This window comes from Streptomyces sp. DSM 118878 (assembly GCF_052936595.1).
Map to the genome: position 1 here is coordinate 5737802 of NZ_CP193622.1, position 26212 is coordinate 5764013.

The 26212-nt window shown below is 68.8% G+C and carries 23 protein-coding genes and 1 riboswitch; of the genes, 13 read left to right on the plus strand and 10 right to left on the minus strand.

The genetic code is table 11. The features are described from left to right. Positions 1-16: 16 nt before the first annotated feature. The 3 genes from ACRAKF_RS25640 to ACRAKF_RS25650 all read right to left on the minus strand — a co-directional run bounded on the left by ACRAKF_RS25640 (position 17) and on the right by ACRAKF_RS25650 (position 2161). Positions 17-751: a M50 family metallopeptidase gene (locus tag ACRAKF_RS25640; protein ID WP_447039873.1), complete on the minus strand. Its 735-nt coding sequence runs from the start codon at positions 749-751 to the stop codon at positions 17-19. A 558-nt stretch (positions 752-1309) separates the two neighbouring features. Continuing rightward, positions 1310-1480 carry a hypothetical protein gene (locus tag ACRAKF_RS25645; protein WP_447039874.1) on the minus strand — a complete coding sequence of 57 codons (171 nt, stop codon included), beginning with the start codon at positions 1478-1480 and terminating at the stop codon, positions 1310-1312. Positions 1481-1798: 318 nt separating this feature from the next. Next, positions 1799-2161 (minus strand): hypothetical protein, encoded by a 363-nt coding sequence (locus tag ACRAKF_RS25650; RefSeq protein WP_447039875.1) that lies wholly within the window; start codon positions 2159-2161, stop codon positions 1799-1801. A gap of 158 nt (positions 2162-2319) precedes the next feature. Between ACRAKF_RS25650 and ACRAKF_RS25655 the strand changes: the two genes are divergently transcribed. The 3 genes from ACRAKF_RS25655 to ACRAKF_RS25665 all read left to right on the plus strand — a co-directional run bounded on the left by ACRAKF_RS25655 (position 2320) and on the right by ACRAKF_RS25665 (position 4623). After that, entirely contained in the window at positions 2320-3342 is a 1023-nt protein-coding gene (locus tag ACRAKF_RS25655; RefSeq protein ID WP_447039877.1) for a hypothetical protein, read from the plus strand. 45 nt (positions 3343-3387) lie between these two features. Beyond that, positions 3388-3678, plus strand: coding sequence for a hypothetical protein (locus ACRAKF_RS25660; RefSeq protein ID WP_447039878.1), 291 nt, complete (start codon positions 3388-3390; stop codon positions 3676-3678). A 141-nt stretch (positions 3679-3819) separates the two neighbouring features. Beyond that, positions 3820-4623 carry a hypothetical protein gene (locus ACRAKF_RS25665; RefSeq protein ID WP_447039880.1) on the plus strand — a complete coding sequence of 268 codons (804 nt, stop codon included), beginning with the start codon at positions 3820-3822 and terminating at the stop codon, positions 4621-4623. A 249-nt stretch (positions 4624-4872) separates the two neighbouring features. Here ACRAKF_RS25665 and ACRAKF_RS25670 read toward each other — a convergent pair whose 3' ends face one another. From ACRAKF_RS25670 to ACRAKF_RS25690, 5 genes are all read right to left on the minus strand, one after another. Further along, positions 4873-6147 carry a DGQHR domain-containing protein gene (locus ACRAKF_RS25670; protein WP_447039881.1) on the minus strand — a complete coding sequence of 425 codons (1275 nt, stop codon included), beginning with the start codon at positions 6145-6147 and terminating at the stop codon, positions 4873-4875. A 144-nt stretch (positions 6148-6291) separates the two neighbouring features. Continuing rightward, positions 6292-6663 (minus strand): hypothetical protein, encoded by a 372-nt coding sequence (locus ACRAKF_RS25675; RefSeq protein WP_447039883.1) that lies wholly within the window; start codon positions 6661-6663, stop codon positions 6292-6294. Positions 6664-6802: 139 nt separating this feature from the next. After that, complete coding sequence (locus tag ACRAKF_RS25680) at positions 6803-7471, minus strand: TnsA-like heteromeric transposase endonuclease subunit (protein ID WP_447039885.1); 669 nt, start codon at positions 7469-7471, stop codon at positions 6803-6805. Between the two features lie 155 nt (positions 7472-7626). Next, on the minus strand, positions 7627-10269 hold the full coding sequence (locus tag ACRAKF_RS25685) for a S8 family peptidase (RefSeq protein ID WP_447039887.1): 2643 nt from the start codon (positions 10267-10269) through the stop codon (positions 7627-7629). Next, positions 10262-11251, minus strand: coding sequence for an AAA family ATPase (locus tag ACRAKF_RS25690; protein WP_447039889.1), 990 nt, complete (start codon positions 11249-11251; stop codon positions 10262-10264). The genes ACRAKF_RS25685 and ACRAKF_RS25690 overlap by 8 nt, the downstream gene beginning before the upstream one ends. 874 nt (positions 11252-12125) lie before the next feature. On the opposite strand from ACRAKF_RS25690, the gene ACRAKF_RS25695 reads away from it, so the two are divergent. From ACRAKF_RS25695 to ACRAKF_RS25740, 10 genes are all read left to right on the plus strand, one after another. After that, positions 12126-12941, plus strand: coding sequence for an SOS response-associated peptidase (locus ACRAKF_RS25695; protein WP_447039891.1), 816 nt, complete (start codon positions 12126-12128; stop codon positions 12939-12941). 1 nt (position 12942) lies between these two features. Further along, the gene (locus ACRAKF_RS25700) at positions 12943-13593 is read left to right on the plus strand and encodes an alpha/beta hydrolase family protein (RefSeq protein WP_447039892.1); all 651 of its coding nucleotides are present in this window, start codon (positions 12943-12945) and stop codon (positions 13591-13593) included. A 232-nt stretch (positions 13594-13825) separates the two neighbouring features. Then, entirely contained in the window at positions 13826-14509 is a 684-nt protein-coding gene (locus ACRAKF_RS25705; protein ID WP_447042165.1) for a sigma-70 family RNA polymerase sigma factor, read from the plus strand. Beyond that, positions 14506-14814, plus strand: coding sequence for a mycothiol system anti-sigma-R factor (rsrA, locus tag ACRAKF_RS25710; protein ID WP_363253195.1), 309 nt, complete (start codon positions 14506-14508; stop codon positions 14812-14814). The genes ACRAKF_RS25705 and rsrA overlap by 4 nt, the downstream gene beginning before the upstream one ends. A 178-nt stretch (positions 14815-14992) precedes the next feature. Next, positions 14993-16417: an HD-GYP domain-containing protein gene (locus ACRAKF_RS25715; RefSeq protein ID WP_447039894.1), complete on the plus strand. Its 1425-nt coding sequence runs from the start codon at positions 14993-14995 to the stop codon at positions 16415-16417. A gap of 89 nt (positions 16418-16506) precedes the next feature. After that, positions 16507-17757 carry an HD-GYP domain-containing protein gene (locus ACRAKF_RS25720; RefSeq protein ID WP_447042167.1) on the plus strand — a complete coding sequence of 417 codons (1251 nt, stop codon included), beginning with the start codon at positions 16507-16509 and terminating at the stop codon, positions 17755-17757. A gap of 175 nt (positions 17758-17932) precedes the next feature. Then, positions 17933-18913: a tetratricopeptide repeat protein gene (locus tag ACRAKF_RS25725; protein WP_447039895.1), complete on the plus strand. Its 981-nt coding sequence runs from the start codon at positions 17933-17935 to the stop codon at positions 18911-18913. 81 nt (positions 18914-18994) lie between these two features. Next, on the plus strand, positions 18995-19645 hold the full coding sequence (gene def / locus ACRAKF_RS25730) for a peptide deformylase (protein ID WP_447039897.1): 651 nt from the start codon (positions 18995-18997) through the stop codon (positions 19643-19645). 302 nt (positions 19646-19947) lie between these two features. After that, positions 19948-21060, plus strand: a complete 1113-nt coding sequence (cyc1, locus tag ACRAKF_RS25735; RefSeq protein ID WP_447039899.1) for an epi-isozizaene synthase — start codon at positions 19948-19950, stop codon at positions 21058-21060. Next, a complete protein-coding gene (locus tag ACRAKF_RS25740; RefSeq protein WP_447039901.1) occupies positions 21057-22433 on the plus strand; it encodes a bifunctional albaflavenone monooxygenase/terpene synthase in 1377 nt (458 codons plus the stop codon). Before cyc1 ends, ACRAKF_RS25740 begins: the two co-directional genes overlap by 4 nt. Positions 22434-22515: 82 nt before the next feature. On the opposite strand, the gene ACRAKF_RS25745 is transcribed toward ACRAKF_RS25740, so the two are convergent. Both ACRAKF_RS25745 and ACRAKF_RS25750 read right to left on the minus strand, forming a co-directional pair. Further along, positions 22516-23538 carry a ribonucleotide-diphosphate reductase subunit beta gene (locus tag ACRAKF_RS25745; protein WP_447039902.1) on the minus strand — a complete coding sequence of 341 codons (1023 nt, stop codon included), beginning with the start codon at positions 23536-23538 and terminating at the stop codon, positions 22516-22518. Continuing rightward, positions 23538-25949, minus strand: a complete 2412-nt coding sequence (locus tag ACRAKF_RS25750) for a ribonucleoside-diphosphate reductase subunit alpha (protein WP_447039904.1) — start codon at positions 25947-25949, stop codon at positions 23538-23540. Before ACRAKF_RS25750 ends, ACRAKF_RS25745 begins: the two co-directional genes overlap by 1 nt. A gap of 129 nt (positions 25950-26078) precedes the next feature. Beyond that, positions 26079-26201, minus strand: a riboswitch (cobalamin riboswitch). Positions 26202-26212: the final 11 nt, after the last annotated feature.

Here is a 26212-nt window from a genome sequence, read left to right on the forward strand (position 1 = left end):
CTGGCAGGGACACCGCTCAGACGTCGAGGAGCCAGCGGGCCCCGCCCATCAGGGAGCAGAGCGAGACGGCGTGGAAGAAGAAGAGCCAGAGGCCGGCGGGGACGTGCGTGAGCCGCGAGAGCTGGTCCGCGTCCGAGTCGCCCGCGCCCCCGTGCCGGCGCTTGGACTGGAGCTCGAAGGCGGGCCGCACACCGCCCAGGAGCAGGAACCACACCACCGCGTACGCGAAGGCGGCCTGCACCTCGGAACTGGTCAGCCAGGAGACGAGCAGGAAGGCGCCGCCGGTCAGGACGACCGTCAGGGCGCCGTACGCGTTGCGGATCATCACCAGCATCGCGACGAGCAGCGCGGTGGCGATCCACAGGAGCGCCGTGATGCGCCCGGAGGCGAGCAGCGCCGCGCCGCCGAGACCGAGCAGCGGCGGGGCGGTGTAGCCGGCCGCCGCGGTGAGGATCATGCCGAGGCCGCTGGGCTTGCCCCGCGAGACGGTCAGGCCGGAGGTGTCGGAGTGCAGCCGGATGCCGTCGAGGCGCCGCCCGGTGAGCAACGCCACAAGGCCGTGGCCGCCCTCGTGGGCGATGGTGACGGCGTTGCGGGCGAGCCGCCAGACGCCGTGTGGCACCACGACGGCGAGCGCGACGACGCCGGTGGCTATGACCAGCCACTCGTCGGGTGCGGCCTGCGTGCCGAAGATCCGGTCCCAGAGACCGGTCAGGCTGGCGTCGGCGGCGGTCTCGAGTCCTTGATCCATTAGTGGGACTGACTCCTATGGTCGTACGGGGTCTGGCAGTCTGGCACGTATGTGCGGACGGTACCTGAGACGCCGACGTAACAGGGATCGTTCCTGACGGCAAACGTGCAGGTCACAGCCCTACGGCCTTGGATCGCTCCGGGGCTTTTTCTTTACCCGTGCTGACTGGGTGCTGACCTGTAGACACCTGTGATCACCCCAGTGAACCCGTCCCGTGCTGGGCTGGTGCTGATCTCCTTGCACACGAGTCGCTGGTCTGTGAGTGCGAGGCTCGTACCGATCCCGGTGTGCCTGTGTGGGCCGTACGTGGCTGCTTCAGACGCAGCGTGACCAAGGCCACGCCGTGAGGCACCGGTGATCGTTGAGTGCCTGGTTCGCATGGCGCCTTTCAGAGCCCGGTCCGTGAATGGCTCGGGGTCTCCGCCGTGAGCCTGGCGCTGCACTCCTGGTGCTGTGGAGTGCGCCCAGGCTGGTCGCTGGCGGCCCTCAACCTCGATGACGCTCACACCGTGCATGAGCACCGGCGGCATCGGCCTGGCTCGTTGGCAAGACGGTGTCTCACGTGGCGATCTTCTTGTAGCAGGTCATGACTGCCGCGAGCCCGAGGAAGGCGAGGAAGTGTCTGCCCTTGTGTTCGTGGCGGATGGTCAGGCGGCGGTATCCGAAGAGCCATGAGATCGCTCTCTGGACCTTCCATCGGTGCCTTCCGAGGTGTTCGGGGGACTCCACGCCCGGCTCTCGTAGGGAGCGACTTCCGCAGTGAGCGAACAGCTACCCAGCGGCGGCATCGGAACGGAAATCGGCACTAACGTCGAATTCGCCGCCCGCGCGGTCGTCGCGTGCAGGGATCTGATCACCCAGGAGCGGGTAAGCGAGGCGGTGGTCGACGCCGTCGAGGGGAAGCGACAAGCCGGTCAAGGTCCGTGCCGACCGGCAGCGTGGCATCACCGACGACGGCACGGTGCGGCTGGTGACCATCCGCGGCCAGCAGGCGTCCGTGCGGCGTTCTCTCGACCTGACCGCCTGGGACCTGGTCCGGCCACGGGTCTACGGCCCGTGGCCGGCAGGACTACCGTCGGCCACGAGCCCCTGCATGAGCGCTGCCGGACGGCTGTCACGGAACACCGGACGGGCGTCTGTCTCCGGGTACCCGAACCCCCTGAACCCGCCGACCAGGTAGCCGCCGATCACGATGACCGACGCCGCGGCGCCGATGGCGTACGCGAGCCGTTCGCCTTTGGACGCCTGGACGGGGGACCCCGGAGCCGGGGCCGTCCACCGGTAGACGAGCCACGCGAGCACCAGCGCGACGGCGACGACGAATACGGTGAACAGGTCGAACGTGACAGCAGGCAAGGGTGCCGTGACCTGGGAGGCGGCCGCCAATGTGATGCCGTCGATGCTGAACATGAGGGACCTCCGGTGAGTTGGGATCGCCACGATGGAGGGAGCGGGGGTTAGCCCCGCAAGTCCTCGTCCTCGTGGAGAGCCCATCGGACCGCAAGCGCCGGATGGCGGGTAGGCAGAAAAGTGGACCCCCGCCCCGTGAGGATGCCTAGCCTCAGGGCGTGAGCCCGGACAACAAGCCACCCCTTGCGTTCCAGCCCGTACGGCAAGCCCTGGACGCTGCTGGCTACGGTCCGGATGTCTACAAGGACAAGACGTTCCTTCTCGACTACCGCAAGGGCTTCATCCCGAAGCCGACCGTGGACGCCACCGCCGAGGAGGTCGATAACGTAGTGCTGGCCGCCGAACTCTGTGCTCGGGCCCGCATTGTCGGCCAGCTGTGCCCGGGGGTGAAAGGGAGGCTGCTGGCGATGAATCCGGATCCTGGCGCCACCCGCGAACTCCGCACCAGACTAAGGAAAGGAGTTGAGAACCTTCTGAAGCGACCTGAGTTCGGACCGGCGCCTCCCAGAATCAACGTCTACTCCCAGAAGGCCATCGAGGCGTTGCTTCCCCTTTCACCCAAGCCGGTGCTGGCGATGTTCGTCCACCTCGCCCAGCTTCGCGGGCTCAGCCAGGATCAGATCAACGCCTTCCTGGAGGACGTGGAGCAAGCCCCCGGGGGGAAGCGTGCCTGGAAAACGGGTCTGCGCGACGCATTCGGGGCCATGTGCGTCGAGATGGGACAGCCCCTCAGCCCGCTGAGCCAGAAGGCCCTAGAAGATGCATTCCTCTCCGCCAACCCTGGGGCGAGACGCCTGCGCGAGCTGATGGAGGCGGAAGGCTACAAGCTGGGGCCCACGCGCGGCGACGGCATGGCCGGCCTGATCGACATGGTCAGCACGGCCAACCTCACGGACACGGACCGGGCGTTGCGTCTGCTCGATGAGAGCAACGACGTTGTCCTACGGCAGAGCGTGTTGCGCGTAGGGCAGGCGCGACGCACGGGGCGCTTCCCGCACGAGGACCACCACATTCAACGTTGTCGGGTGGCGGCCGATTGGGACGCGCTCATCACGTGCCAGATCCTCGACCCGCGCACCTCGGCGTGGTGGAAAGCCGCCTACGGGGACTTCCGCCGCCCCCTCCTCGGCATTGCTACGGAGGTCATGGCCGAAGTCGCCCGGGGTGCCAGGGAGGAGTGAGGGGCGGGCGGTCAGTCCGGCCCGTGGTCCGACGAAGCGGTCTTGGTGCGTGACGCGGTGCGCAATCTGCTCGGCAAGGTGTCCGCGCTCGCCGCCGGGGTCGCCCTCGGCATCCCGGCGCGCAAATGTCCGGCTTGCGTATACCAGTGTGTCGAGGGAGCTCTGACTCGTGTGGGTCCGTACGGCCTCATTCTCGATTGGCGGCGCCTTTTTGAGCTCGGCATGCACGCGACGGATCCTCTTGCGTTCCGCCTCTTTGGCTGTAGCGTCTGCCGCTACCTGCTGGTCAAGCTTTGCGTGGCGGATCGCCTTCCCGAACGCAGCTCCTGCCAGTAGCTCGACCAGCAGTGTGCACCTCATTCCCGTGTTTGTGTCGCGACAGAGTGTAGCTGGCGCCCCCGGCCCGATTCGATCTACCGTTCCAATCGGGCCCGGAGAGCAGCGGTGTTGTCAGTGGCGGCTGTCAGAATGCTCTGTATGGGTGAAGCGCTGTCGCTGGCCGACATCATGGAGAAGAACCCGATCGACCAAGTGGGGGAGCAGTGGTTGGCCGCTGCTGCCACTCTGCTCTACCAGCAGGGCGATACCGAGGCTGCGATTGCCGCCACTGACGTGCTTGCGGTCGATCTGATTCTCTGGAACTCGAACGAGTACGAGCCGGACGAGTACATGGTGTACTTCACGGTGGAACCGAACCTGGTTGATCAGTTCACGGAAGCGGTGCTGAGTCGCATCGAGGGTGGTATGCACGCCGTCGTGCCCAGGCGGGCCAGCATGCGCATCGATTCGATCGAGGTCAGTCCGGTTGTCCCGGTTCCTAGCGCGGACTGGCGGAAGCAACTCCGCACGGCTAACGGGCCCATGCCGACGAACCAGGCCCGGAGGATCCGCCTTGAGCCCGAGGATCAGCACCCGATCGAGGATGACCTGCACTTCACCAACGAGTGGGAGCACAGGGTCTACCAAGTGCTGAAGGAACGGCAGGCCACTCTGTCGGACAGCGAGACGATCGGCATCATGCCCCTGGGTAGGATGCGGCTGCTCGGGTCTACACGAGAGCCAGACTTCTTGGTCACTTACAGAGGGCGTGCGGGGGTCATCGAGGTGGATGGCCCTCATCACGGAAAGCCAGGCAGAGCGTCAAGTGATAGCAGCCGGGACAGCCTGATGATCAACGCTGGGGTTGAGTGGGTCAGCCGCCTCGATGTCCGCGATGTGCACTCGAAAGCTGAAGTCGAGAAGTTCGTAGACACATTCCTTGCGAGGCTCGCGCGACGGTAGAGACGCGGCTCAGCAGGGTTCGTGGGCTTCCTGCGCTGCGGATTTCACCCGGGCCAAGAGCTTGGACGGCTTGCGCGTCGCTTGGCTGCCGACAGGGAAGCCCCACGTGGGTGACCTGTGACAGTGAAGTTTGACGGTTTGCCACTGAAGTTTGACCGGCTGCCAGCTGGCCGCGCGTAGAGTGAAAGGGCGGTCGAAGCCAGCTGTAATGGCTTCGACCGCCCTCATTGTGTGGACCGTTCGTCTCGGCTAGACGGTGATGGCGCTGTTCGTCTTAGCGATGAGACCACGGATCATGCCGACGAGGCGATCAGTACCGTAGCGGCCGGTGTACTGCGAGGCGCTTGAGGCAGATCGCCAAAACTCGGCTCCATCAACCTGGTGTTCCTCACCGGTATCCGGGTTGATGACGATCCCAGCGAGTGTGGGCAGATCGGCCAGCAACAGTTCGTACTGCTGCGCGTCAGACAGCCGAGCGCCACGTTGGATCACAATCGGCAGGCAGTCAGCGAGCACGCGATGCATCGTGGTCACGCCCGTAGTCTTGAGTAGCACCCAGTCACCGGGCTGCTCGGTCGGATCGAACGGGGTAGGCAGCATCCGGGCGACGGCTTCCCAGAATGCATCGATGATCAGTGCCCACTCCTGCGGACTGAGTTCGCGCGGCATCTGCGCGTTCTGCAGCGGCTTCAGGCTGCCGATGAACTGGGACACAGCGATCGAAGTGTCCTTGGAGATCTTCTCGTTCGGCTTGCGGATGCGCGTGAGCCAAGGGCTGCCCTTGCTCACCATCGCGTCGTAGATGGCGGCGCCCGCGAGGAGGCTGCCCTTGCCTTTGCGCTCGCTGAGGTACTCGGCCTCGTGACTGTCCTGCCGGGCCATCCGCTGGAGCAGGTCGGCAGTCAGATCGGTGGGAACGCTCTTCGCCTCCCGGTTGATGTAGTAGAACTGCTTGATCTCCTCGTTGCGGTCAAACCCCAGCATGAGCTTGACCGGCACCGGGAAGTCGTCGCTGAGCCTGTTCCGCTCGCTGAGCATCCGGATTGCGCCGCTCCGGTGCTGCCCATCAACGATCCACGTGATGGCCGCATCATCAAGCGTGATCATTCCGGCCGCCGTGACGCTGCCACCGCCTTCGATCGCGGCGCGCACCCTTTGACGGTCTTCGTCGGAGGAGAACTTGATGATCACACCTGCGGGCAGACCGAGCCCCAAGTCATCCGTGGGATCTCCGTCAACAGCTGGCCTGATGTTGGCGATGATCGGGTTGGGCATCAAGCCGTGCCGGTCTTCAAAGACCCGGCCTTGGCGCTTCTCTTCGCCCTCGCCGTAGAAGGAGGCCGCTTGTGCCATGCGAGTGGCTGATCCCCGGCGTTGATAGCCGTTCTCGGGGTCGTTGCCCCGCTCCGGGTCGTAGGCGTCGACGTCTGTTGCGTCGTGCAGTTGGGCTGGCGTGAACGTGGTCGACACCATGGCCCGCCCGCGCTGCACCTCGATCAGCGCGGGTCGTTTGATTTCTGCCACTGCGACATCACTCCTAACTTGAGGAACTGTCAGATGAACGGTGGCAGACGGAATTCGCCCAACACAAGTCGTCGACAGAAACTGTCGACGCTAACTCGTAGTGGTGATCGTTCTTGATGTTTTGCTGCCGAAATTTGACCGTGATCACGGGGGTGGTGTTGGCATCAATGGGGCGAGCATGTCGTGCAGGTCGACGGGGTCGAGGGCGGCCAGAAGCGTGATCAGGTTGTGGGTGTGGCGCATGGGTCCGCCTGGGTGCTGGTGCTGGTGCTGGTGCTGGAGTGCGATGCGCCGGTCGAGTTTGTAGCGGGTGCTGAGCTGGTGCCGGTGGGTGCCGTCCTGGTAGGCGTCGAACAGGAGCATGACGAGGTTGAGCCTGGTCGGGGAGTCTGTGAGCTGGCGGTCGAGTGCCGTGGAGAAGACGCAGGTCCGAGCCGGGTCGGAGTCAACGCGCCCCGGGGCATCGGGGAGTGCCCGTCGCAGGTTGGTGACGCTCTGTCCAGTGACCTGCGCCACCAGGTCGAGGTCGAGGTCGAGCCGACCGCGATCCCCGCCGGCCGTCGCAACTACTCACCCTGCCGCCTTTCCGCCCAGACCGGGCTCTCGGCCTGGAGGAGTCCGCCCTCCAGATGCGCGGCCAGGATCCCCGACCACATCAGGTGGAACAGCACGGGCAGCACCAGCAAGCGGTCACCGCCTCCAACTGCCTCTGCCAATTACGCAGTCGGCTCCGCGAAGATGTCCAGCAGCCGCTCGGCGAGATCGGTGCGGCGGCCGCACCGGCGCCTGCGATAGCGCGCGACAGCCACCGGACATTCGCCATGGCTACCGGGTCGGGAACGCCGACGTGGGAGAACTCCCAGCCCACCGCCCGGCAGGCCACTTGGGTCCCGGCGAACAGCTCCGCGGTCGCCTTGTCCATCCGGTCACCGGCGCGAACATCGACCACTCGGGCACGGCCGTCCGCGAGCCGTACGAAGTAGTCCGGAGCGTGGCGGCGCAGGCGCTTCCCCTCGCGCCAGTGCAGCCAGAACGGCTGCGACGCGATCCCGATGATCTCCGGATCCCGGTCCATCAGGATCAGCCGGTCCCGCTCCAGCCGCGACTCGTAGCCCACGTGGCCACCTGCGGTCACCGAGTAGTACCAGCCGGCGAAACCCTCGGTGTCCTTGGCCCAGTTGAACGTACGGGTCGGGTCGCCTGCCTCGAACCGTGTGCCCCAGGCCCGTCCTAACGGCTCCCGTCGACGCTCACCCGCGTCGTAAAAGTCCAGTTCAAAGGCCGATAACGCGGCATCGCCGTACGCAAGCGCCGGCGCTCCCACGATGCCCCCTGACCATCAGCAGCCCCACCAGTCAAACTTCGCAGGCAGGAACCTACCGGTGGTCAAACTTCCGTGGCAATGGATCAATCATCGCTGTCGCAGGTCAGTGGGCGCGGTCGGGTCAAGCTCGGCCTCGACCGAACTCGCCCGGGAAGCTACCAGCCGAATTCCATCTGAATGGGGATGCCGTCCACGACTTCGGTCTGGGCGTGTGGAGCCACTCCGATCGATACGCCGAGCTGAGTTGCGATGGGCGTATACAGATCGGTGGAGACCTCCGGTGTGCGCAGGGAGATCAGAAGGGCGTAGCTGACGGGCAGGCCCATGCGGTCGTTGCGCCTGTTCGCCTTCCACCAGCCTCCGACGGGGTAGACGGCTAGCGTGCCGCAGTCGGCGAGTTCGGCTGCCGATCCGCGCCAGATGTCAGCGTGCAGGGATCCGAGGTTGCGGGCCCGGGGGCCGACCAGCCACCTGCTGTTGGACTCGAATGCCTTGGGGTTGCCAAGGCCGTCGCTTTCGTGTTCGGCCTGTTCGGCCAGTCGCCTCTGGAAGGAGTCACCGGATTCGGCGGAGCCTTTGATGGCGAAGCGCAGGCCGTGGGATGCGTAGCTGTAGCGGCCGAGCATGCCGCGTCGGCCGGGATTGGGCTCGATCATGTAGGCGAGCGTCACGCGCAGGTCGACGGTGGTCTCGGCCAGGTCGCGCAGTTGTTCCAGGGGCCAGGGCAGCTCGTGCAGCTTAAGTTCGGCCAGACGAGCCTGCCCGCCCTTGACCTTGTACGGCACCAGAGTGTTCTGGATGATCATGGTGACGGCGTTCGAGGCGCTGCTGCGGATACGCTCGGCGGTGGGCATGCCCCACCCGTACCGGCGGATCACCTGTCGCATCACGTCGCCCTTGGCGAGTTTGGGGGCGCCGGTCTTCTTGAACAGGCCCTGTTCGACCATGGCCGGGGTCCACTGGGCTTCGTGCACGAGAAGGGCGCGAACAGTCTCCGGCCGCAGCCCGGGGTAGGTACTCATCGCCGTGGCGGCGAGCGCAGCCGCCTGGGCCGTGGCAGCGCTCGTGGCGTTCGTCCAGGTCAGCTGACGCGCCGGGTCGTGGTGGGTGGTCGCCACGCTCACTAGATCGTGTGGGTCCAGGATGCTGTTGTCAGGGGCGACGAGCATGTTGCCGCCCTCCAGAACGATGTCGGGCTTGGTGATGGAGCCGTTGGTCAGCGCCACCGATGTCCGGCTGAAGGGGGACAGGGCACCGGGAGCCGCCAGCGGACGGAATCCGCTGAACAGGGCGGAATCGGGGACGGCGTCCATATGCGTGCACGCCCCGACGGTGAGTACGTTGTGTGCCTGGGCGGGTTCCTCGATGCGCGACAGGTCGGAGAGGAGCAGCGGATCGAGCGTGCCGTCGTCGCGACGCATCTGGTGGGGGACAGCACCGCGGATGTTGCCAGCACTGACGATGATCAGGCGTGAGGCTTCAGGATCGGGCGCTCCGACCAGTTCGATCCGGTCGTCCCGGACGGCGACGTCCGTGCCTGCCGCCAGGGCGTCCAGCGTGGCCGACCACAGGGTGGCTGTCCCGTCTACGCCGTTCTCCCCTTCCCCGGACTCCCGGGTGACAGCCATCGAGAAGACCCGTCCCGAGGGTTCGGGGCCTCCGTTGCCGATCTCAGCGGTCGCGACCGCGTTCGCAGTGGTCTCCGCACAGGTCCGCGGGGACACGTCGGGTGTGTGAACATCGTTGAGGATCTTCACGGACTCAAGGCCGTGACCGAGTACGACGGGACCTTGTGATTCAAGGGCTGCGGCGAAGTCCCCGAATAGGGCGAGCCCAGCCATCTGCGTGCCGTGCCCGATCCGGTCGGCCGGCGTGCTGCCGGGGAGCACACTGTAGGCGCGCTCGTGCAGCGCGGGCTTCAGCAGGGCATGCTCCTGGGCTATCCCTGTGTCCAGGATGCATACCGCCGGGGCTTCCGGTGCGGCCGGCTCGATGCGCGTGGCGAGGTCCTTGACCAGGTCCACGCGGAATTCGCGGTCGACGGTGTAGAGGCCCTCGGCGAAGGTAGGACTGCGGATCTCAGCAGGACAGGCGTTCGTGGCCAACAGGAACGCCAGCTCGCTAGCGGTCGTCGCGACGTGAGCCACCAGGCGTTCCCCGACATGGATTGCCCGTTCACTGACTTGCCAGCGACGATCTTCGGCCAGGGAACGCAAGGTGGCAACCGCCGTCGGCGAGATCAGCGGATCGAACCACAACTCCCACCACCGCTCCTCGTCCAGCGGCGGCAGATCCTGCCGCTCCTGCCAGAGGTGCTCCAGCAGAGCCCGTTGGACTTGTTCCATATTGGCCACCAACAGGGCCTGTTTTGGGTTACCGCCGGGGGTGTTGTCCGTGAAATCGGCGATCCGCTGGGTGAACGAGGTGACTTTGTCGAAGGGGATCCAGACCAGTGCGTCCTGTTGAGTGTTCTCGGTCTGCGGGTGGCTGCTCATGAGCGTCAGGCCAGATGCGTCCAGGCGCTCCAGGCTCAGAGGATGGTCGCGAGCCGCCTCGATGCGCACCGCGAAACCGTCAGGCTGACGGTCTTCGGGAACCTGTTGCATGAGCTGGGTTGCCTCACGGCGGGCCGTCTCCAGCCCGTCCACCAAAGCGTCGGCATGCCTCTGCCGGTCCGTGTGCTGAACCAGGTCCGGACCGCTCCCGCCGGCAGCCTCGGAGCGCGGCGTGAGGGTGGCGGCCTCCCAGGGCACGATCAGGTGCGGACTGAGCTGTGCGGAAGAGTTGGGCTCAGGCATGGTGGGTGGCGTGCCGCTCGCTCAGGGCTTCCAGCAGCAGTTGCTCGTCCACCACGTCCCGGTCAGCCAGGATGGCTCGTTTGGCCGCTGCTTCCGCCGCTTTGACCAGCTCGGCGTGACTCAGGCCCGATGCACGTTCTGTCACGAGGTCCCACCGTAGTGTGCTTGTGTCCATTCCGGCTAGGCGTCGCTGCAGCACCTGTACAGCTTCCTCGCCGGTGGGAGGGCCGTAGGTGGCGATCATGTCGAAGCGGCGGAACAGAGCTTGGTCCAGAAGTTGGTGGTGGTTGGTGCCAGCGACCACGAGACTCTCAGAGGGCGCCTCATCGAGGAACAGCAGGAACGAGTTGAGGATCCTGCGGGCTTCGCCGACGTCGTTGCCTGCTGCCCGTTCGGCTCCCAGAGCGTCGAATTCATCGAACAGGTAGACCGCACGGGTCTGGGCCACGGCGTCGAAGACCAGACGCAGCTTGGCGGCGGTCTCGCCCATGAACCGGCTGATCAGACCGTCCAGACGAATGGTGAACAGAGGCAGTTTCAGCTCTCCCGCCAGCGCCGCTGCCGTCATGCTTTTGCCTGTCCCGGGAGGCCCGGACAGCAGAATGCGGTGCACCGGGGTAAAGCCGAAACGCTCGAGCCGTGCACGCTGTCGCTGTTCGTGCAGCACACGATCCAGCGAGGCGCGCAGTCCGGCGTCCAGAGTCATGTCGTCGAGCTGGGTGTCCGGATAGCCTGCCGTTAGGAGACTGGTCAGCTCACCGCGGGGCTGCACCACCGGAGTAGCGGCACGCTGCTGGGAGTCCGGCTTCCCCTGCCTCTGCTGGGCGGCCTCGACCAGCTCGCGCAGCTCTACGGCGAACTTTCCCTGCCCCTGGCGGGCGGACTTCGCCGCAACTTGTAGAGCGACGCTGTAGAAGAGGTCGTCGTTGGCTTCGGAGTGCGCCCTCACAAGAGCTTTCAGGTGATCGGCGTTCGCCGCCATACGCCTGTCACCCTCCGATGTGGACTGTTTGTAAGAAGAGGTATACCCAAATCGGCGGGCCCCTGCGCCTGCATCGTACGGCCCTGGGCTCCGGGCTGCTGCCCGGATCCTCCACTGGCCGTGATGTCCGAATGAGCGGATCGCGGCGCCAGAACCCGCGCAGCCTGCTGGCCTGGGATCTATCTGTAACCCAGGCCGCGGCAGGTTTGTCTGCCGGTGATGCCCGAATCATGTATGCCGAGCAAGGGGCGAGTGCAGGCAATCTAGGTGCTCGGCGCCCCTCTCAGGCCCCGCCTTCATTCAGTTCCTCAGCCTGCTTCCGGATCGGGGATCTGCCTGCGAGAAGCGAGCGCTCGCTCCGAAGATCCCGTTCGGCCGGCGACGCTGTGCCAGCCGCCGCCCCTGGGATGGGGCGGGAGGCGGATGGTCTCTCCACGGCTGGGTGAAGGGCGCACCGAAGGGGCGCAGGCGGGACATTCCGTTGGCGACGGACCTGGCCGAGGCCATGGGCGAGCACGTGGTCCGCTGTGGCACCGGTCTGGGCGGTGCCCTCCTTTAGACGATCACCGGAACCCTGGTCACCACTCGGACTACCCGTCTGTATTCCGTAAGGTTATGAAGACCCTAGGTTACGGCTGGTCACGTCACTACCTGCGACTTGGTTCGCCTCGACCGCTCGCTCAGTAGCGGTCTGTCACTCTTGCACGTGTCCCGGTGGCCGGGGCACAGGAGCATCAACGGCGGACACGTGCGGGCACCTTACGCCGGACGCCGCTGGCCGGGCGGTCAAGGTGATGGATGTGACGCTGGCCAGCACTGTGCTGACTTGGTGCTGACTAAACAGATATTTCCGCAGGTCAAAGGGGTTCTCCATATGTGCGGACGGTATGCATCGAGTCGTGGGCCCGAGGATCTCGCGGGGATCTTCGAGGTCGAGAAGTACGAGCCCGAGGAGTCCTTGGCCCCCGATTTCAACGTGGCGCCCACCAAAGAGGTCTACGCCGTCCTGGACCGTCCACTGAAAGACGCCGAGGACCCGGCGCCGGTTCGCCAGCTGCGCACCCTGAAGTGGGGCCTGGTGCCCTCCTGGTCCAAGACGCCCGAGGGCGGCGCGCGGATGATCAACGCCCGTGCCGAGACCGTGCACGAGAAGCCGTCCTACCGCCGCGCCTTCACCTCCCGGCGCTGCGTCATCCCTGCCGACGGCTACTACGAGTGGGTCACCGCGCCCGAGGAGCGGCAGCTGGAGGTCGAGGGCAGGAAGAAGCGGCCGCGCAAGCAGCCGTACTTCGTGACGCCCGCCGACGGCTCGGTCTTCGCCATGGCGGGGCTCTACGAGTTCTGGCGGGACAAGACCCTCCCCGACGAGCACCCCCTCGCCTGGTGGGTGACCTGCACGGTGATCACCACGGAGGCCGAGACGTCGCCGCTGGCCGTCGCCCCCGACGAGGGCCCCCGCTCGCTCGCCGACATCCACCCGCGGATGCCGCTGATGCTCACCCCGGACCGCTGGGACGCCTGGCTCGACCCGTCCCGCACCGACGTCGAGGACCTGCGCACCCTCCTGGAGCCGCCGCCGCACGGACTGATGCGGGCCTTCCCGGTGTCGACGGCCGTCAGCAACGTACGCAACAACGGCCCCGAGCTGCTGAAGGAGCTGGACGGGCCTGAAGAGGGCACACTCTTCTGATGTGACGCACGAGACACAGACCGAAACGGTCCCGACCGACGTCGGCGAGGCGCGGATCACCTGGCACCCCGCGCAGGCGAACGCCCGGCTCCTGCTCGCCGTCAGCCACGGCGCGGGCGGCGGGATCGAGGCCAGGGACCTCCGGGCGCTCGCCGCCGCGCTGCCCGCCCACGGCGTGAGCGTGGCCCTGGTGGAACAGCCCTGGCGGGTGGCGGGCAAGAAGCTGGCGCCCGCCCCCAGAGCGCTGGACGCCGGATGGCGGGGCGTCTGGCCCGCCCTGGCGAAAGCGGGGCTCCCGGTGATCTCCGGGGGCCGCAGCGCGGGCGCCCGCGTCGCCTGCCGGACCGCGGCCGAACTGGGCGCCGCAGCCGTGCTCGCCCTCAGCTTCCCGCTGCACCCCCCGGGCAAGCCCGAGAAGTCACGCGCCGACGAGCTGCTCGCGGCAGGCGTGCCCACGCTCGTCGTGCAGGGCGGCAACGACCCGTTCGGCAGGCCCGCCGAGTTCCCCGACGGCGGCACGTACGAGCTGGTGGAAGTCCCGTACGCCGATCACGGGTTCGCCGTGCCCAAGCGCGCGGAGACCGGCCAGGACGAGGCCGTGAAGCGGATCACGGACGCCGTGACGCGCTGGACGGGAATGTTGGACGCGTGACCTCTGTTGTCGCGAACAGACGGTGAACACCGTCGCCGACCTGTTCGTACGAGAGGGAGTCCGCCGCATGGGTTCGACCATCTGCCCGAACCGCTCCAGCGCCGCTGACCTGGAGTGGACGGTGTTGAGCGCACCCAAAAACGCAACTATTCGGGCGGCGCGCGGAGCGGATCGTCGTCTATCCTCCGATTCGAGTGGGGCTGCTTTCGGCCTCGCCACGTCGTTGGAGGAGGTGGGTCCGGTCACTGGGACCGACGCAGGGACCGAACACGGTCAAGCGGAGCAGCCCCGAGAGAATCCGGAGAGGCCGGAGACGGCCGCGGAGCGCACGGCCCGCTTCGAGCGGGACGCGCTGACCTTCCTGGACCAGATGTACTCGGCGGCGCTGCGCATGACGCGCAACCCGGCGGACGCGGAGGACCTGGTGCAGGAGACGTACGCCAAGGCGTACGCGTCATTCCACCAGTTCCGAGAGGGCACCAATCTCAAGGCCTGGCTGTACCGCATCCTCACCAACACGTTCATCAACTCCTACCGCAAGAAGCAGCGCGAGCCGCAGCGCAGCGCCGCCGAGGAGATCGAGGACTGGCAGCTCGCGCGTGCCGAGTCGCACATGTCCACCGGTCTGCGCTCGGCCGAGTCACAGGCGCTCGACCACCTGCCCGACTCGGACGTGAAGAGGGCGTTGCAGGCGATCCCCGAGGAATTCCGCATCGCCGTCTATCTGGCCGACGTAGAGGGCTTTGCGTACAAGGAGATCGCGGACATTATGGGGACACCCATCGGCACGGTGATGTCCCGTCTGCACCGTGGCCGCCGCCAGCTGCGCGGCATGCTGGAGGACTACGCCCGTGACCGCGGGCTCGTCCCGGCCGGTGCAGGAGAGTCGAACGGAACGAAAGGCTCAGGCTCATGAGCTGCGGAGAGCCGCACGAGACTGACTGCAGTGAGGTCCTGGACCATCTCTATGAGTTCCTGGACCACGAGATGCCGGACAGCGACTGCACCAAGTTCGAGACGCACTTCGAGGAGTGCTCCCCGTGCCTGGAGAAGTACGGACTCGAACAGGCCGTCAAGAAGCTGGTCAAGCGCTGCTGCGGCTCGGACGACGTACCCGTCGACCTGCGGGCGAAGGTCATGGGCCGCATCGATCTGATCCGCTCCGGGCAGACCGTGCCCGAGCAGGACGTCATCCAGGACGTGACGGCCTCGGAGGCGTGAAGCCCCGGGCGGCGCCCGGGGGTTGAGAGCAGGAGCAGGCCGCGCATTCTGCGCGGCCTGTTTCGCTGTTCGGCCCTCTTTTCCCTCCCGTCACCCGAAGGTGCTAATTCCCCGCTGACGGGAACCGGACCGATGGGCCGCGCACCTAGTCTCCGACCTGGACGGGGAGGAGACCTCCATGCGGTCGGTGCCGGTGTGGGCCCGCGCTTACATCCTGTGCGTCGCCCTGGGCGGCGCCGCCTGTGCCGCGCCGGCCCTGGGCGCGCACACCCCTTGGCCCGCGGTCGCGCTCCTCGCGGTGCTCTACGCCGGGTGCGAGCGCAACGCCCTGCTGGACCGCCTCAGGGGCAGGGCCGGCGGAGCCGCGGGACGCCGCGCCCCGCGCAGCCTCGGCACCCTCTTCCCCGTGCTGCTCGCCGGGGTCTTCCTGCTGCCGCCCGCCGCCGCCGCGCTCGTCGCCGTGCCGGGGACGCTGCTCGCCCGCGCCGACCGGAGCCCCCGGTGGGTGCGGCGCGTCTGGCGCGCGGCACAGCTCGCCCTCGCCTCCTGGAGCTCCGCGCGGGTGTACGCGGCGCTCGGCGGGCCCGCGGCCACCTCCGCGCCGGACTTCCCGTACGTGCTGGGGCCCGCGGGAGCCGCCGTGCTCGCCTTCGCGGCCGTGCTCACCGCCCTGGACGGCGGCATCCTCGCCACCGCCGAGCGGGTGCCCGCGCGGGCCGCGTGGCGGGGGCTCTTCCTGCGCTCGCTCGCGCCCGTGGCCGTGCACGGCCTCGCCGGGCTGATGATGGCCGTCCTGTGGACCAGCCCCTACGGGCCCCCCGCCGCGCTGCTCGTCCTGCTGCCCATGGGCGTCTCCTGCTGGGCCTTCGCCCAGTACCACCACGAGCGGGCCGCCCACCAGGCGACGATCAGGGCGCTCGTCCAGGCCGTCGACCTGAAGGACCGGTACACCCGCGGGCACAGCGAGCGGGTCGGCCGTGCCTCCGTGCTGATCGCCCGGGAGCTGGGCATGGACGACGACCGCGTCGAGGTCCTGCGGTTCGCCGGCATCCTGCACGACGTCGGCAAGCTCGGCGTGCCCACGCGGCTGCTGCGCAAGGACGGCCCGCTGACGCCCGAGGAGCGGCGCGTCATCGAGCTGCATCCCGAGTACGGCCACGAGATGGTGCGCGGCATCGGCTTCCTCGGTGAGGCACGGGCGGCGATCCTGCACCACCACGAGCGGATCGACGGCAGCGGATACCCCTACGGGCTCGCCGGGCGGCAGATCCCGGAGAGCGCCCGGGTGGTGGCCGTGGCCGACGCCTTCGACGCGATGACGTCCACGCGGTCCTACAGCCGGGCCAGGCCCGTCGAGGTGGCGCTGGAGGAGCTGGACCGGTGCGCGGGGGCCCAGTTCGACCCGGTGATGGTCACCGCGCTGACGCGTGCGCTCGGCCGGCACGGCTGGCACCCCGGGGTCACGTCGGACCTCCCGGGCCAGTCCCTCGACCTCGCCTCCGGTCAGCCCCCGGACCGGCGCGGAAACGTACCGTCTGCGCTGCCCGCGCCCTCGGCGTCCGGCTCGGCCCCCGGCCCCGCGTCCGGACCGGCGGCCCGGTGACCGCCCCCTCGGTGGCGCCCGGCGGCCCGGGACGCGCCGAAGCCGCCCCGGACGCCGAGCCGCGTACGCGCGAGGAGCGCCCCGGCGGCCTGCCCGTGACGCTCGCCCAGACCGTCGCCGCCCTCCTCGCCCTGACCGCGCTCGCCTGGACCCTCTGGCACGGCGTCGTCGAGGGGCGGACGGCCTTCGCCTTCGGGGTGCTCGTCGCGCTGGGGGAGCTCGCCAGGTGGGGGAGCGCGCGGACTCGGGAGCCGGCGCCGCTGGGGGCCGCGGGAGCCCTGGCGTACGCCCTGCTGGGGGAGAACGCCGGGCACGACACCCACCACGGGGCGCCGCAGGTGATCGCCGTGGTGGTCGCCGCCTCCCTGGCGGGTGCCGTGCCGCACGTGGCCAGGGGGCGCGGCCCCTCGCCCGACCAGGTGGCGCGGCGGCTGCTGACCGTCGGCTTCGCCGCCGTCTGCTTCCAACCGCTCTACAACAGCGGCCTGTTGAAGGAGTGGGTCGGCCACGGCCCGTACTTCGCGCTCGTCATCGTCGCCGTGCTCGTCCTCACCGCGCTCTGCGACGCCGTCCTCGCCGCCGCGACGGCGCACGCCCGTACCCGCTGGCCCTTCGGACCGCTGCTCCGCGACGAGCTGCGGGCCCTGCTCGGCATCGGTTCCGCCGTGTGCGCGACGGGGGCCGTCATGGCGCTCGCGGTGGCCGTCGCGGGGCTCTGGGCGCTGCCCGTGTTCAGCCTCCCGCTGCTGCTCACCCAGCTCTCCTTCCGGCGCTACGCGGCGGTGCGGGCGACCTACCGGCAGACCATCGCGTCGCTGGCCAGGGCCACGGAGATCGCCGGATGCACCCCGCAGGGCCATGCCCACCGCGTCGCGCGGCTCAGCAAGGCGGTCGGGCGCGACCTCGGGCTCTTCGAGCCGGACCTCACCGTCCTGGAGCACGCGGCGCTGATGCACGACATCGGCCAGCTCTCCCTGGTCGACCCGGTGCCGCAGGGGGCGACCGCGGGGCTGCCCGAGGCGGAGCAGCGCCGCATAGCCCTGCTGGGCGGCGCCGTCGTCCGGCAGACGGGGGTGGACCCCGCGGTCGCCGTGGTCGTGGAGCGGCAGGCCGACCCGTACCGCGAGCAGCCGCTGACCGCGCGCATCGTGCGCACCGCGAACGCGTACGACGAGATGGCGCGGGGAGAGGGGCCGTCTGGGGCGCTGGGCGGTCCGCTGTACGCCCTGGAGCGGCTGCGCCTGGCCACCGGACGCGACCACCAGCCCGAGGTGGTGGAATCCCTGGCGAGGGTCCTCGCCAGGGAGCGGAGCGGGCCACGGGGCGCGGCGCGGGGGTGAGGACGAAGGGCGGGCCTTAGCTCGTCCCCTGCTGGGTAACCCATGGGTAATGAGCGACCGTCCGACCGTACGTGGTTGGATGCGAAGAAGAGGGTGCACGGGGGCAGCGCCCCGACGCCGCGCCCCTCGCAGATGGGAATTCCAAATCGTGACAGGCGGGAATCAGGCGGGAATCGTGAGGATCTTCGGCAAGGGACGGCACCGGCCCTCCGCCTCATGGCGGCAGGCGACCGACCGCGCGTTCACGCTGATCGGCGACGGCCGGTACGAGGACGCGGGAGCGCTGCTCACGCGCGCGGCGGACCTGGAGCCCTGGCTGTCCGAGTCCTGGTTCAACCTCGCGCTCCTGCACAAGTTCCGGCACGACTGGGAGCAGGCCCGCGCCGCCGGGCTGCGCGCCGTCGCGCTCCTGGACCGCTCGGCCGGCGCCCCGGACTGGTGGAACGTCGGCATCGCGGCGACCGCCCTCCAGGACTGGCCGCTGGCCCGCCGCGCCTGGCAGGCGTACGGCCTGCGGGTGCCCGGCGGGGTCGCCGCCTCCGGTGAGCCCACGGGGATGGATCTCGGCAGCGCGGCGGTGCGGCTCTCCCCCGAGGGCGAGGCGGAGGTCGTGTGGGGCCGCAGGCTCGACCCGGCCCGCATCGAGCTCCTGTCCATCCCGCTGCCCTCCTCCGGGCGCCGCTGGGGCGAGGTCGTGCTGCACGACGGCGTCCCGCACGGCGAGCGGACGACGGCGGACGGGCACTCGTACCCCGTGTTCGACGAGATCGAGCTCTGGGCCCCTTCTCCCGTCCCGACCTGGGTGGTCCTCCTGGAGGCCGCCACCGAGGAGGACAGGGACGCCCTGGAGCGGCTCGCCGCCGACGCGGGCTTCGCCGCGGAGGACTGGTCGTCCTCCGTACGGCTGCTGTGCCGCATGTGCTCCGAGTCCCGGATGCCGAGCGACGAGGGCGACGGGGAGCACCTCGACCCGCACGACCACAGTGAGCCGGGTCACCCGGGGCCGCTGGGCCACCGCAGCCCCGGCGCGATCTGGGTGCCGGAGCGTGAGTGCGGTCTCGCGGCGCCCGCCGCCCTGGTGCGAGGGCTCCTGGACAGCTGGGTGGCGGACAGCCCGGACTCCCGCGACTGGCGGGACCTCGAAGAGGTCTGCTGACCCGTGGGGCGCCGCCCGCCGTTCGCCGTAGGCTGTACCGGCACAATCTCTTGAGGGTTCCAAGGAAGGCGTACGGCGGACATGGCGCAGGACACTGAGCAGCAGGCTTCCGGCGGGGTGCTCCCCGTCGACGACGAGGGCTTCGTCATCGACACGGAGGACTGCGAGGAGCGGGAGACGGCCTACCGCGAGCGCGGCACGTCCCGGCCCATCACCGTCGTCGGCAACCCGGTCCTGCACAAGGAGTGCAAGGACGTCACGGCCTTCGACGAGGACCTCGCGAAGCTGGTCGACGACATGTTCGCGACCCAGCGCGTCGCCCAGGGCGTGGGCGTGGCCGCCAACCAGGTCGGCGTCGACCTGAAGGTCTTCGTGTACGACTGCATGGACGACGAGGGCGTGCGCCACGTCGGCGTGGTCTGCAACCCCGTCCTGCACGAGCTGCCCGCCGACCGGCGCCGCCTCGACGACTCGGGCGAGGGCTGCCTCTCCGTGCCGACCGCCTACGCCCCGCTGGCCCGCCCGGACTACGCCGAGGTGAGCGGCCAGGACGAGAAGGGCAACCCCATCAAGGTCCGCGGCGGTGGCTACTTCGCGCGCTGCCTCCAGCACGAGACGGACCACCTGTACGGCTACCTCTACATCGACCGCCTCTCCAAGCGCGAGCGCAAGGACGCGCTCCGCCAGATGGAAGAGGGCACTCCGCGCTACCCCGTGGTCCCGAACGACTGACGCGCGCGCCGCACGAGAGACGCGGGAACCGCGTGACACCAACGGCCCCTGGTCGGGAACTGCTCCCCGGCCAGGGGCCGTTGGCATGAGCGGTTCGTCCGCGCGAGCCGATCCGGCTGTCGAAGATCCATATTCAGTCACGTAAGGGGAGGTTCTCGGCGCGGAGGGGTAGTGAATGGCGCAAAACTGTTCCCTGATCGGTCAGTTGTGGTGCTGAATGGAAAGCGCGGGGGATACACGACGGCGCGCGCCCGGTACAGCGGGAGGGGCGCGCGCGCTCAGGCGCTGAAAGGGGTTCGTTCGTGCCTGCATATTCCGGGAGCACTTCACAGACACAGCCAAGCGCACCGACGGCAATGGTCCCCCCGGCACTGGCGGTTCCGGTGATCGAGGGGTCTTTCCCCCGCCGTCTGCACCCGTATTGGCCCAAACTTCAGGAGAAGTCCAGGACCTGGTTGCGCGAAATGCGCCTGATGCCGCCGGACAAGGTCGAGCGGTACGCGGACGGACTCTGCTACACCGACCTGGTGGCGGGCTACTACATCGGGGCGCCCGACGACCTGCTCACCGCGATAGCGGACCTCAGCAGCTGGTTCTTCGCCTGGGACGACCGGCACGACCGGGACTCGGTGCACGGCAGGACCGGCCAGTGGCGGCGCCTCTGCCGGGGCCTGCACGGCACCCTCGACGACCCGAGGCGGTACCTGCGGCACGGCGACCCGCTCGTCGCGGGGTTCGCCGACTGCGTCCTGCGCCTGTACTCCTTCCTGGGCCCGAGCTGGAACGCCAGGTTCGCCCGGCACTTCCACCCGGTCATCGACGCGTACGACCAGGAGTTCAAGAACCGGCGGTGCGGCACCATCCCGCCGGTCGACACGTACATCGAGCTGCGGCGCCTGACGTTCGCGCACTGGGCGTGGATCGATCTCCTGGAGCCGACCGCGCGGCGTGAGCTGCCGCGCCAGATACGCAGGCACCCCGCGTACCGGCGTGCGGCACTCGCGACCCAGGACTTCTCCGCCTGGTACAACGACCTGTGCTCGCTCCCCAAGGAACTCGCCGGAGACGAACTGCACAATCTCGGGATCAGCCTCATTCACCACGAGGGACTGACACTCGAAGAAGCCGTACGGGAAGTGCGCCGGCGGGTCCTCGGCTGCGTCACGGAATTCCTGCGGACCGAGAAAGAAGTGCTGATGTTCGCCGGGAAACTGGCGGACGGGACGGAGAATGGGGAGAAACTCGCGGACGCGCTCGAATCATGCGTCTTCAATATGCGGAACTGGTTCTCATCCGTGTACTGGTTCCACCACGAATCCGGACGCTATCGGGTGGACAGCTGGGACGACAGGTCGATGCCCCCGTACGTGACCGAAGAAATCATGGCGGAAAACGAACTGGTAGGTGAGGAATGAGCGTCGAATCCGCGGTGCCCGCGCCCGCCGCGTCAGGCCCCGGGCCGCTGCGCACCCCACCACTCGTGAAGGGCGGCGTCCCGCTGCTCGGGCACGCCTGGAACCTGGTCCGAGACCCGCTCGGGTTCCTCTCGGCGCTGCGGGACCACGGAGATCTCGTACGGATCAGGCTGGGACCCAAAACCGCCTACGCGGTCTGCGATCCGGAGCTCGTCGGCGCCATGCTGAAGAGCCCCGAGTACGTCGTCGGCGGCCCGCTCTGGGACACCCTCGAGGTGCTCCTCGGCAAGGGCGTGGCGACCAGCAACGGCCGGCTGCACCGGCGCCAGCGCCGCATGATGCAGCCCTCGTTCCGGCCCGAGCGGATCGCCGACTACGCCAAGGTGATGGAGGAGGAGGCCCGCGCCACGGCGGCCCGCTGGCAGCCGGGCACCACGGTCGACGTCGGTGCGGAGATGTTCCGCACGGCCGTGCGCATCGTCTCGCGCTCCCTCCTGGAGGTCGAGTCGATAGGCGCCAAGGCGGACCGCATCGCCGACTCGCTGCACACCGTCTTCGACGGCCTCTACCGCCGGATGGTGCTCTCGGCCGGCCCGCTCCACCGGGTGCCGACCCCCGCCAACCGGCGCTTCGAGAGCGCCCTTGCCGATCTGCACACGCTCGTCGACGAGATCATCGCCGAGCGCCGCGGCGCGGGACCCGGGGGCCCCGACGACCTCCTCGCGGAATTGCTGCGGGCCACGGACGAGTCGGACAGGCCCCTGGCCGACCAGGAGATCCACGACCACGTGGTGTCCCTCGTCGTCGCGGGCGCGGAGAATGTCGCGTCGACGCTGGCGTGGACGTTCCATCTGCTCACCGAACACCGAGAACAGGAAAGGCAGTTGATTGACGAAGTAAATTCCGTGGCCCCGGGCCGCGCGATCACTTTCGCCGATCTCGGCGAGCTGCGGCACACCCGCAATGTGGTGACCGAGGCCATGCGTATCCGTCCGGCGGCCTGGATATTCACGCGCAGGTCCGTGGCCGAAACCGAACTGGGCGGCTACCGTATTCCGGCTGACGCGGACATCGTCTACAGCGTCTACGCGATGCAGCGCGACCCGCGTTCCTTCGAGCGGCACCTGGAGTTCGACCCGGACCGCTGGAACCCGGAACGCGCCGCGGACGTACCGGAGTTCGCCATGATGCCGTTCGGCGTCGGTAACCGTAAGTGCCCGGGGGACCACTTCAGCCTGGCCGAACTGACGCTGATCCTGGGGACCGTGGCGCCGAAGTGGCGCCTGGAGCCGGTCGCGGAGACCGACACGGACACCCGCGTCGGCATCACCCTGCACCCCAAGAAGCTCCTCATGCGGGTGCGGCCCCGCTGAACCGAGGGGTGTGCCCGCCCCGCCCCCGTGACGGGGGCGGGCACACCCGGACCGGTCCGCGCCGAGGTGATGACCCAGGCTCTCAGAACTCGTCGTCGAAGGAGACCGAGCCCTCCACCGCGACCTGGTACGCCGAGGGCCGCCGCTCGAAGAAGTTGGTCAGCTCCTGCACGCCCTGGAGCTCCATGAAGGAGAACGGGTTCGACGAGCCGTAGACCGGCGCGAAGCCGAGCCGCTGGAGCCGCTGGTCGGCGACGCACTGGAGGTACTCGCGCATCGAGTCGGTGTTCATGCCCGGCAGGCCGTCGCCGCACAGATCACGGGCGAACTGGAGCTCGGCCTCCACGGCCTCCTTCAGCATGTCCGTGACCTGCGTCCCCAGCGCGTCGTCGAAGAGCTCGGGCTCCTCCTTGCGGACGGTGTCGACGACGTCGAAGGCGAAGCTCATGTGCATCGTCTCGTCGCGGAACACCCAGTTCGTGCCGGTCGCGAGGCCGTGCAGCAGGCCGCGGCTGCGGAACCAGTAGACGTACGCGAAGGCACCGTAGAAGAACAGGCCCTCGATGCACGCGGCGAAGCAGATGAGGTTGAGCAGGAAGCGGCGCCGGTCGGCCTGGGACTCGAGCCGGTCCATCTTCTCGACGGAGTCCATCCACCGGAAGCAGAACTCCGCCTTCTCGCGGATGGAGGGGATCTCCTCCACCGCGTCGAAGGCCGCCGCGCGGTCCTCCGGGTCGGGGAGATAGGTGTCGAGCAGCGTCAGATAGAACTGCACGTGCACGGCCTCCTCGAAGAGCTGACGGCTCAGGTAGAGCCGCGCCTCGGGGGAGTTGATGTGCTTGTAGAGCGTGAGCACCAGGTTGTTCGAGACGATCGAGTCACCGGTCGCGAAGAACGCGACGAGACGGCCGATCATGTGCTGCTCGCCGGGCGAGAGCTTCGCGAGGTCGGTGACGTCGGAGTGGAGGTCGACCTCCTCCACGGTCCAGGTGTTCTTGATCGCGTCCCGGTAGCGCTCGTAGAAGTCCGGATAGCGCATGGGGCGCAGGGTCAGCTCGAAGCCCGGGTCGAGGAGGTTCTTCGTGCTGTTGGTCGTGGTGCTCATTACTGGCAGGCCTCGCAGGACTCGGGGTTTTCCAGGGAGCAGGCGACGGCGTCTTCGGCTGCCGTGACCTGCGCGGGGGCGGGGGCGGTGGCGGCGGTCGCACCGGAGCCGGCCGCGCGGGCGATGCGCGTGGCGGGGCGCGAGCGCAGGTAGTACGTGGTCTTCAGGCCCCGCTGCCAGGCGTAGGCGTACATGGAGGAGAGCTTGCCGATGGTCGGCGTCTCCAGGAACAGGTTCAGGGACTGCGCCTGGTCGAGGAACGGCGTGCGCGCGGCGGCCATGTCGATGAGGCCGCGCTGCGGGAGCTCCCACGCCGTGCGGTACAGCGCGCGCACGTCCTCGGGGATCCAGCCGAAGCCCTGCACGGAGCCGCTGGCCTCGCGCAGTGCCTCGCGGGTCTGCGCGTCCCAGACGCCGAGCCGCTTCAGCTCCTTCACCAGATAGGCGTTGACCTGGAGGAACTCACCGCTGAGCGTCTCGCGCTTGAAGAGGTTGGAGACCTGCGGCTCGATGCACTCGTAGACGCCCGCGATGGACGCGATGGTGGCGGTCGGCGCGATGGCGAGCAGCAGCGAGTTGCGCATGCCGGTCACGGCGATACGTTCCCGCAGCGCGGCCCAGCGCTCCGGCCACGTCAGGTCGACGTCGTAGTGATCCGGGTGCAGGACGCCGCGCGCGGTGCGGGTCTTCTCCCAGGCGGGGAGGGGGCCGCTCCGCTCGGCGAGGTCGGCGGAGGCCTCGTACGCGGCGAGCATGATCCGCTCGGCGATGCGGGTGGACAGGGCGCGCGCCTCGGGGGAGTCGAAGCCCAGCTTGAGCTGGAAGAAGACGTCCTGGAGGCCCATCGTGCCCAGGCCCACCGGGCGCCACTTGGCGTTGGAGCGCCGGGCCTGGTCGGTCGGGTAGAAGTTGATGTCGACGACGCGGTCGAGGAAGGTGACGGCGGTACGGACGGTCTCGTCGAGCCGCTGCCAGTCGATGTCACCGGCGGCCGTGTCCACGAACGCGCCGAGGTTGACCGAGCCGAGGTTGCAGACCGCCGTCTCGCCGTCGTCCGTGACCTCCAGGATCTCCGTGCAGAGGTTGGAGGAGTGCACGGTGTGGCCGGGCTCCGCCGTCTGGTTGGCGGTGCGGTTGGCGGCGTCCTTGAACGTCATCCAGCCGTTGCCGGTCTGCGCGAGGGTGCGCATCATGCGGCCGTACAGCTCCCGGGCCGGGAGGGTCTTCTTCGCGAGCCCGGCGGCCTCCGCCCCGCGGTAGGCGGCGTCGAACTCCTCGCCCCACAGATCCACGAGGTCGGGCACGTCGGCGGGGGAGAACAGCGACCAGTCCTGGTCGGCGGCGACCCGGCGCATGAACTCGTCCGGGATCCAGTGCGCGAGGTTGAGGTTGTGCGTGCGGCGCGCGTCCTCACCGGTGTTGTCCCGCAGTTCGAGGAACTCCTCGATGTCGGAGTGCCAGGTCTCCAGGTAGACCGCGGCGGCGCCCTTGCGCCGGCCGCCCTGGTTCACGGCGGCGACCGAGGCGTCGAGGGTCTTCAGGAACGGCACGATGCCGTTGGAGTGGCCGTTCGTGCCGCGGATCAGCGAACCGCGGGAACGGATGCGGGAGTACGAGAGTCCGATGCCGCCCGCGTGCTTGGAGAGGCGCGCGACCTGGTGGTAGCGGTCGTAGATCGAGTCCAGCTCGTCCAGCGGGGAGTCGAGGAGGTAGCAGGAGGACATCTGCGGGTGGCGGGTGCCGGAGTTGAAGAGCGTCGGCGACGAGGGCAGGTAGTCCAGGCGGCTCATCAGGCCGTACAGCGCGGCGACCTCGTCCACCGCGCGGGCACCCTCGTCCTCCGCGAGGCCGCTCGCGACGCGCAGCATGAAGTGCTGCGGGGTCTCGATGACCTGGCGGGTGAGGGGGTGGCGCAGCAGATAGCGGCCGTGCAGGGTGCGCAGGCCGAAGTAGCCGAAGCGGAAGTCGGCGCCGTCCGCGAGAGCCGCGTCCACCAGCGCGTCGAGCCGGGCCGCGTGCTCCGTCACGAACGACGCCGTGCGGTCGGCGATCAGACCCTCGCGGTGGCCCACCGCGATGGAGTCGGTGAAGGAGCGCACGCCCTGCGTCGCCGCTTCCTCGCGGATGCCGATCGAGAGCAGCCTGGCCGCGAGCTTCGAGTACTCCGGGTCCTCGGAGATGAGCCCCGCGGCGGCCTCGGTGGCGAGCTCCCGCAGCTCCGCCTCGTCGGCACGGGCCGAGCGGCCCCGCAGCGCGGCGGCGGCGACCCGGCCGGGGTCGGCGTCGGGCAGGTCGGCGGTGAGGTCGGTCAGGGTGCGCAGCAGCGCGGTTCCCGGGCCGTCGGTTCCTTCGCCGCCCTCGGCGGTCGGCGGCTTCGTCGCTGACGCTGGTTCGGCAGGCGCGATGGTCACGTGGGGCACTCCCTCGCTCGGCTCTGGGCCAGGGGAGGGGAAGGCGCACGGGCAGCACGCGCGCAGGGCGGTGCACCACGTCCACCGGCCCACTCCGCGAGGCCCGGACGGTCGGCACCCGGGCCGGACGGCACGGGTGCGCTGCCGACAGGTCTTCGGACTCCGCGTACGCCAAATGCGTACACGTACACCGTTGCGGGACAGTTCCGGACTTGCACCGGATTCCCCTGCGGCGACAGCGAGCATGAGCATACATCTTGTGC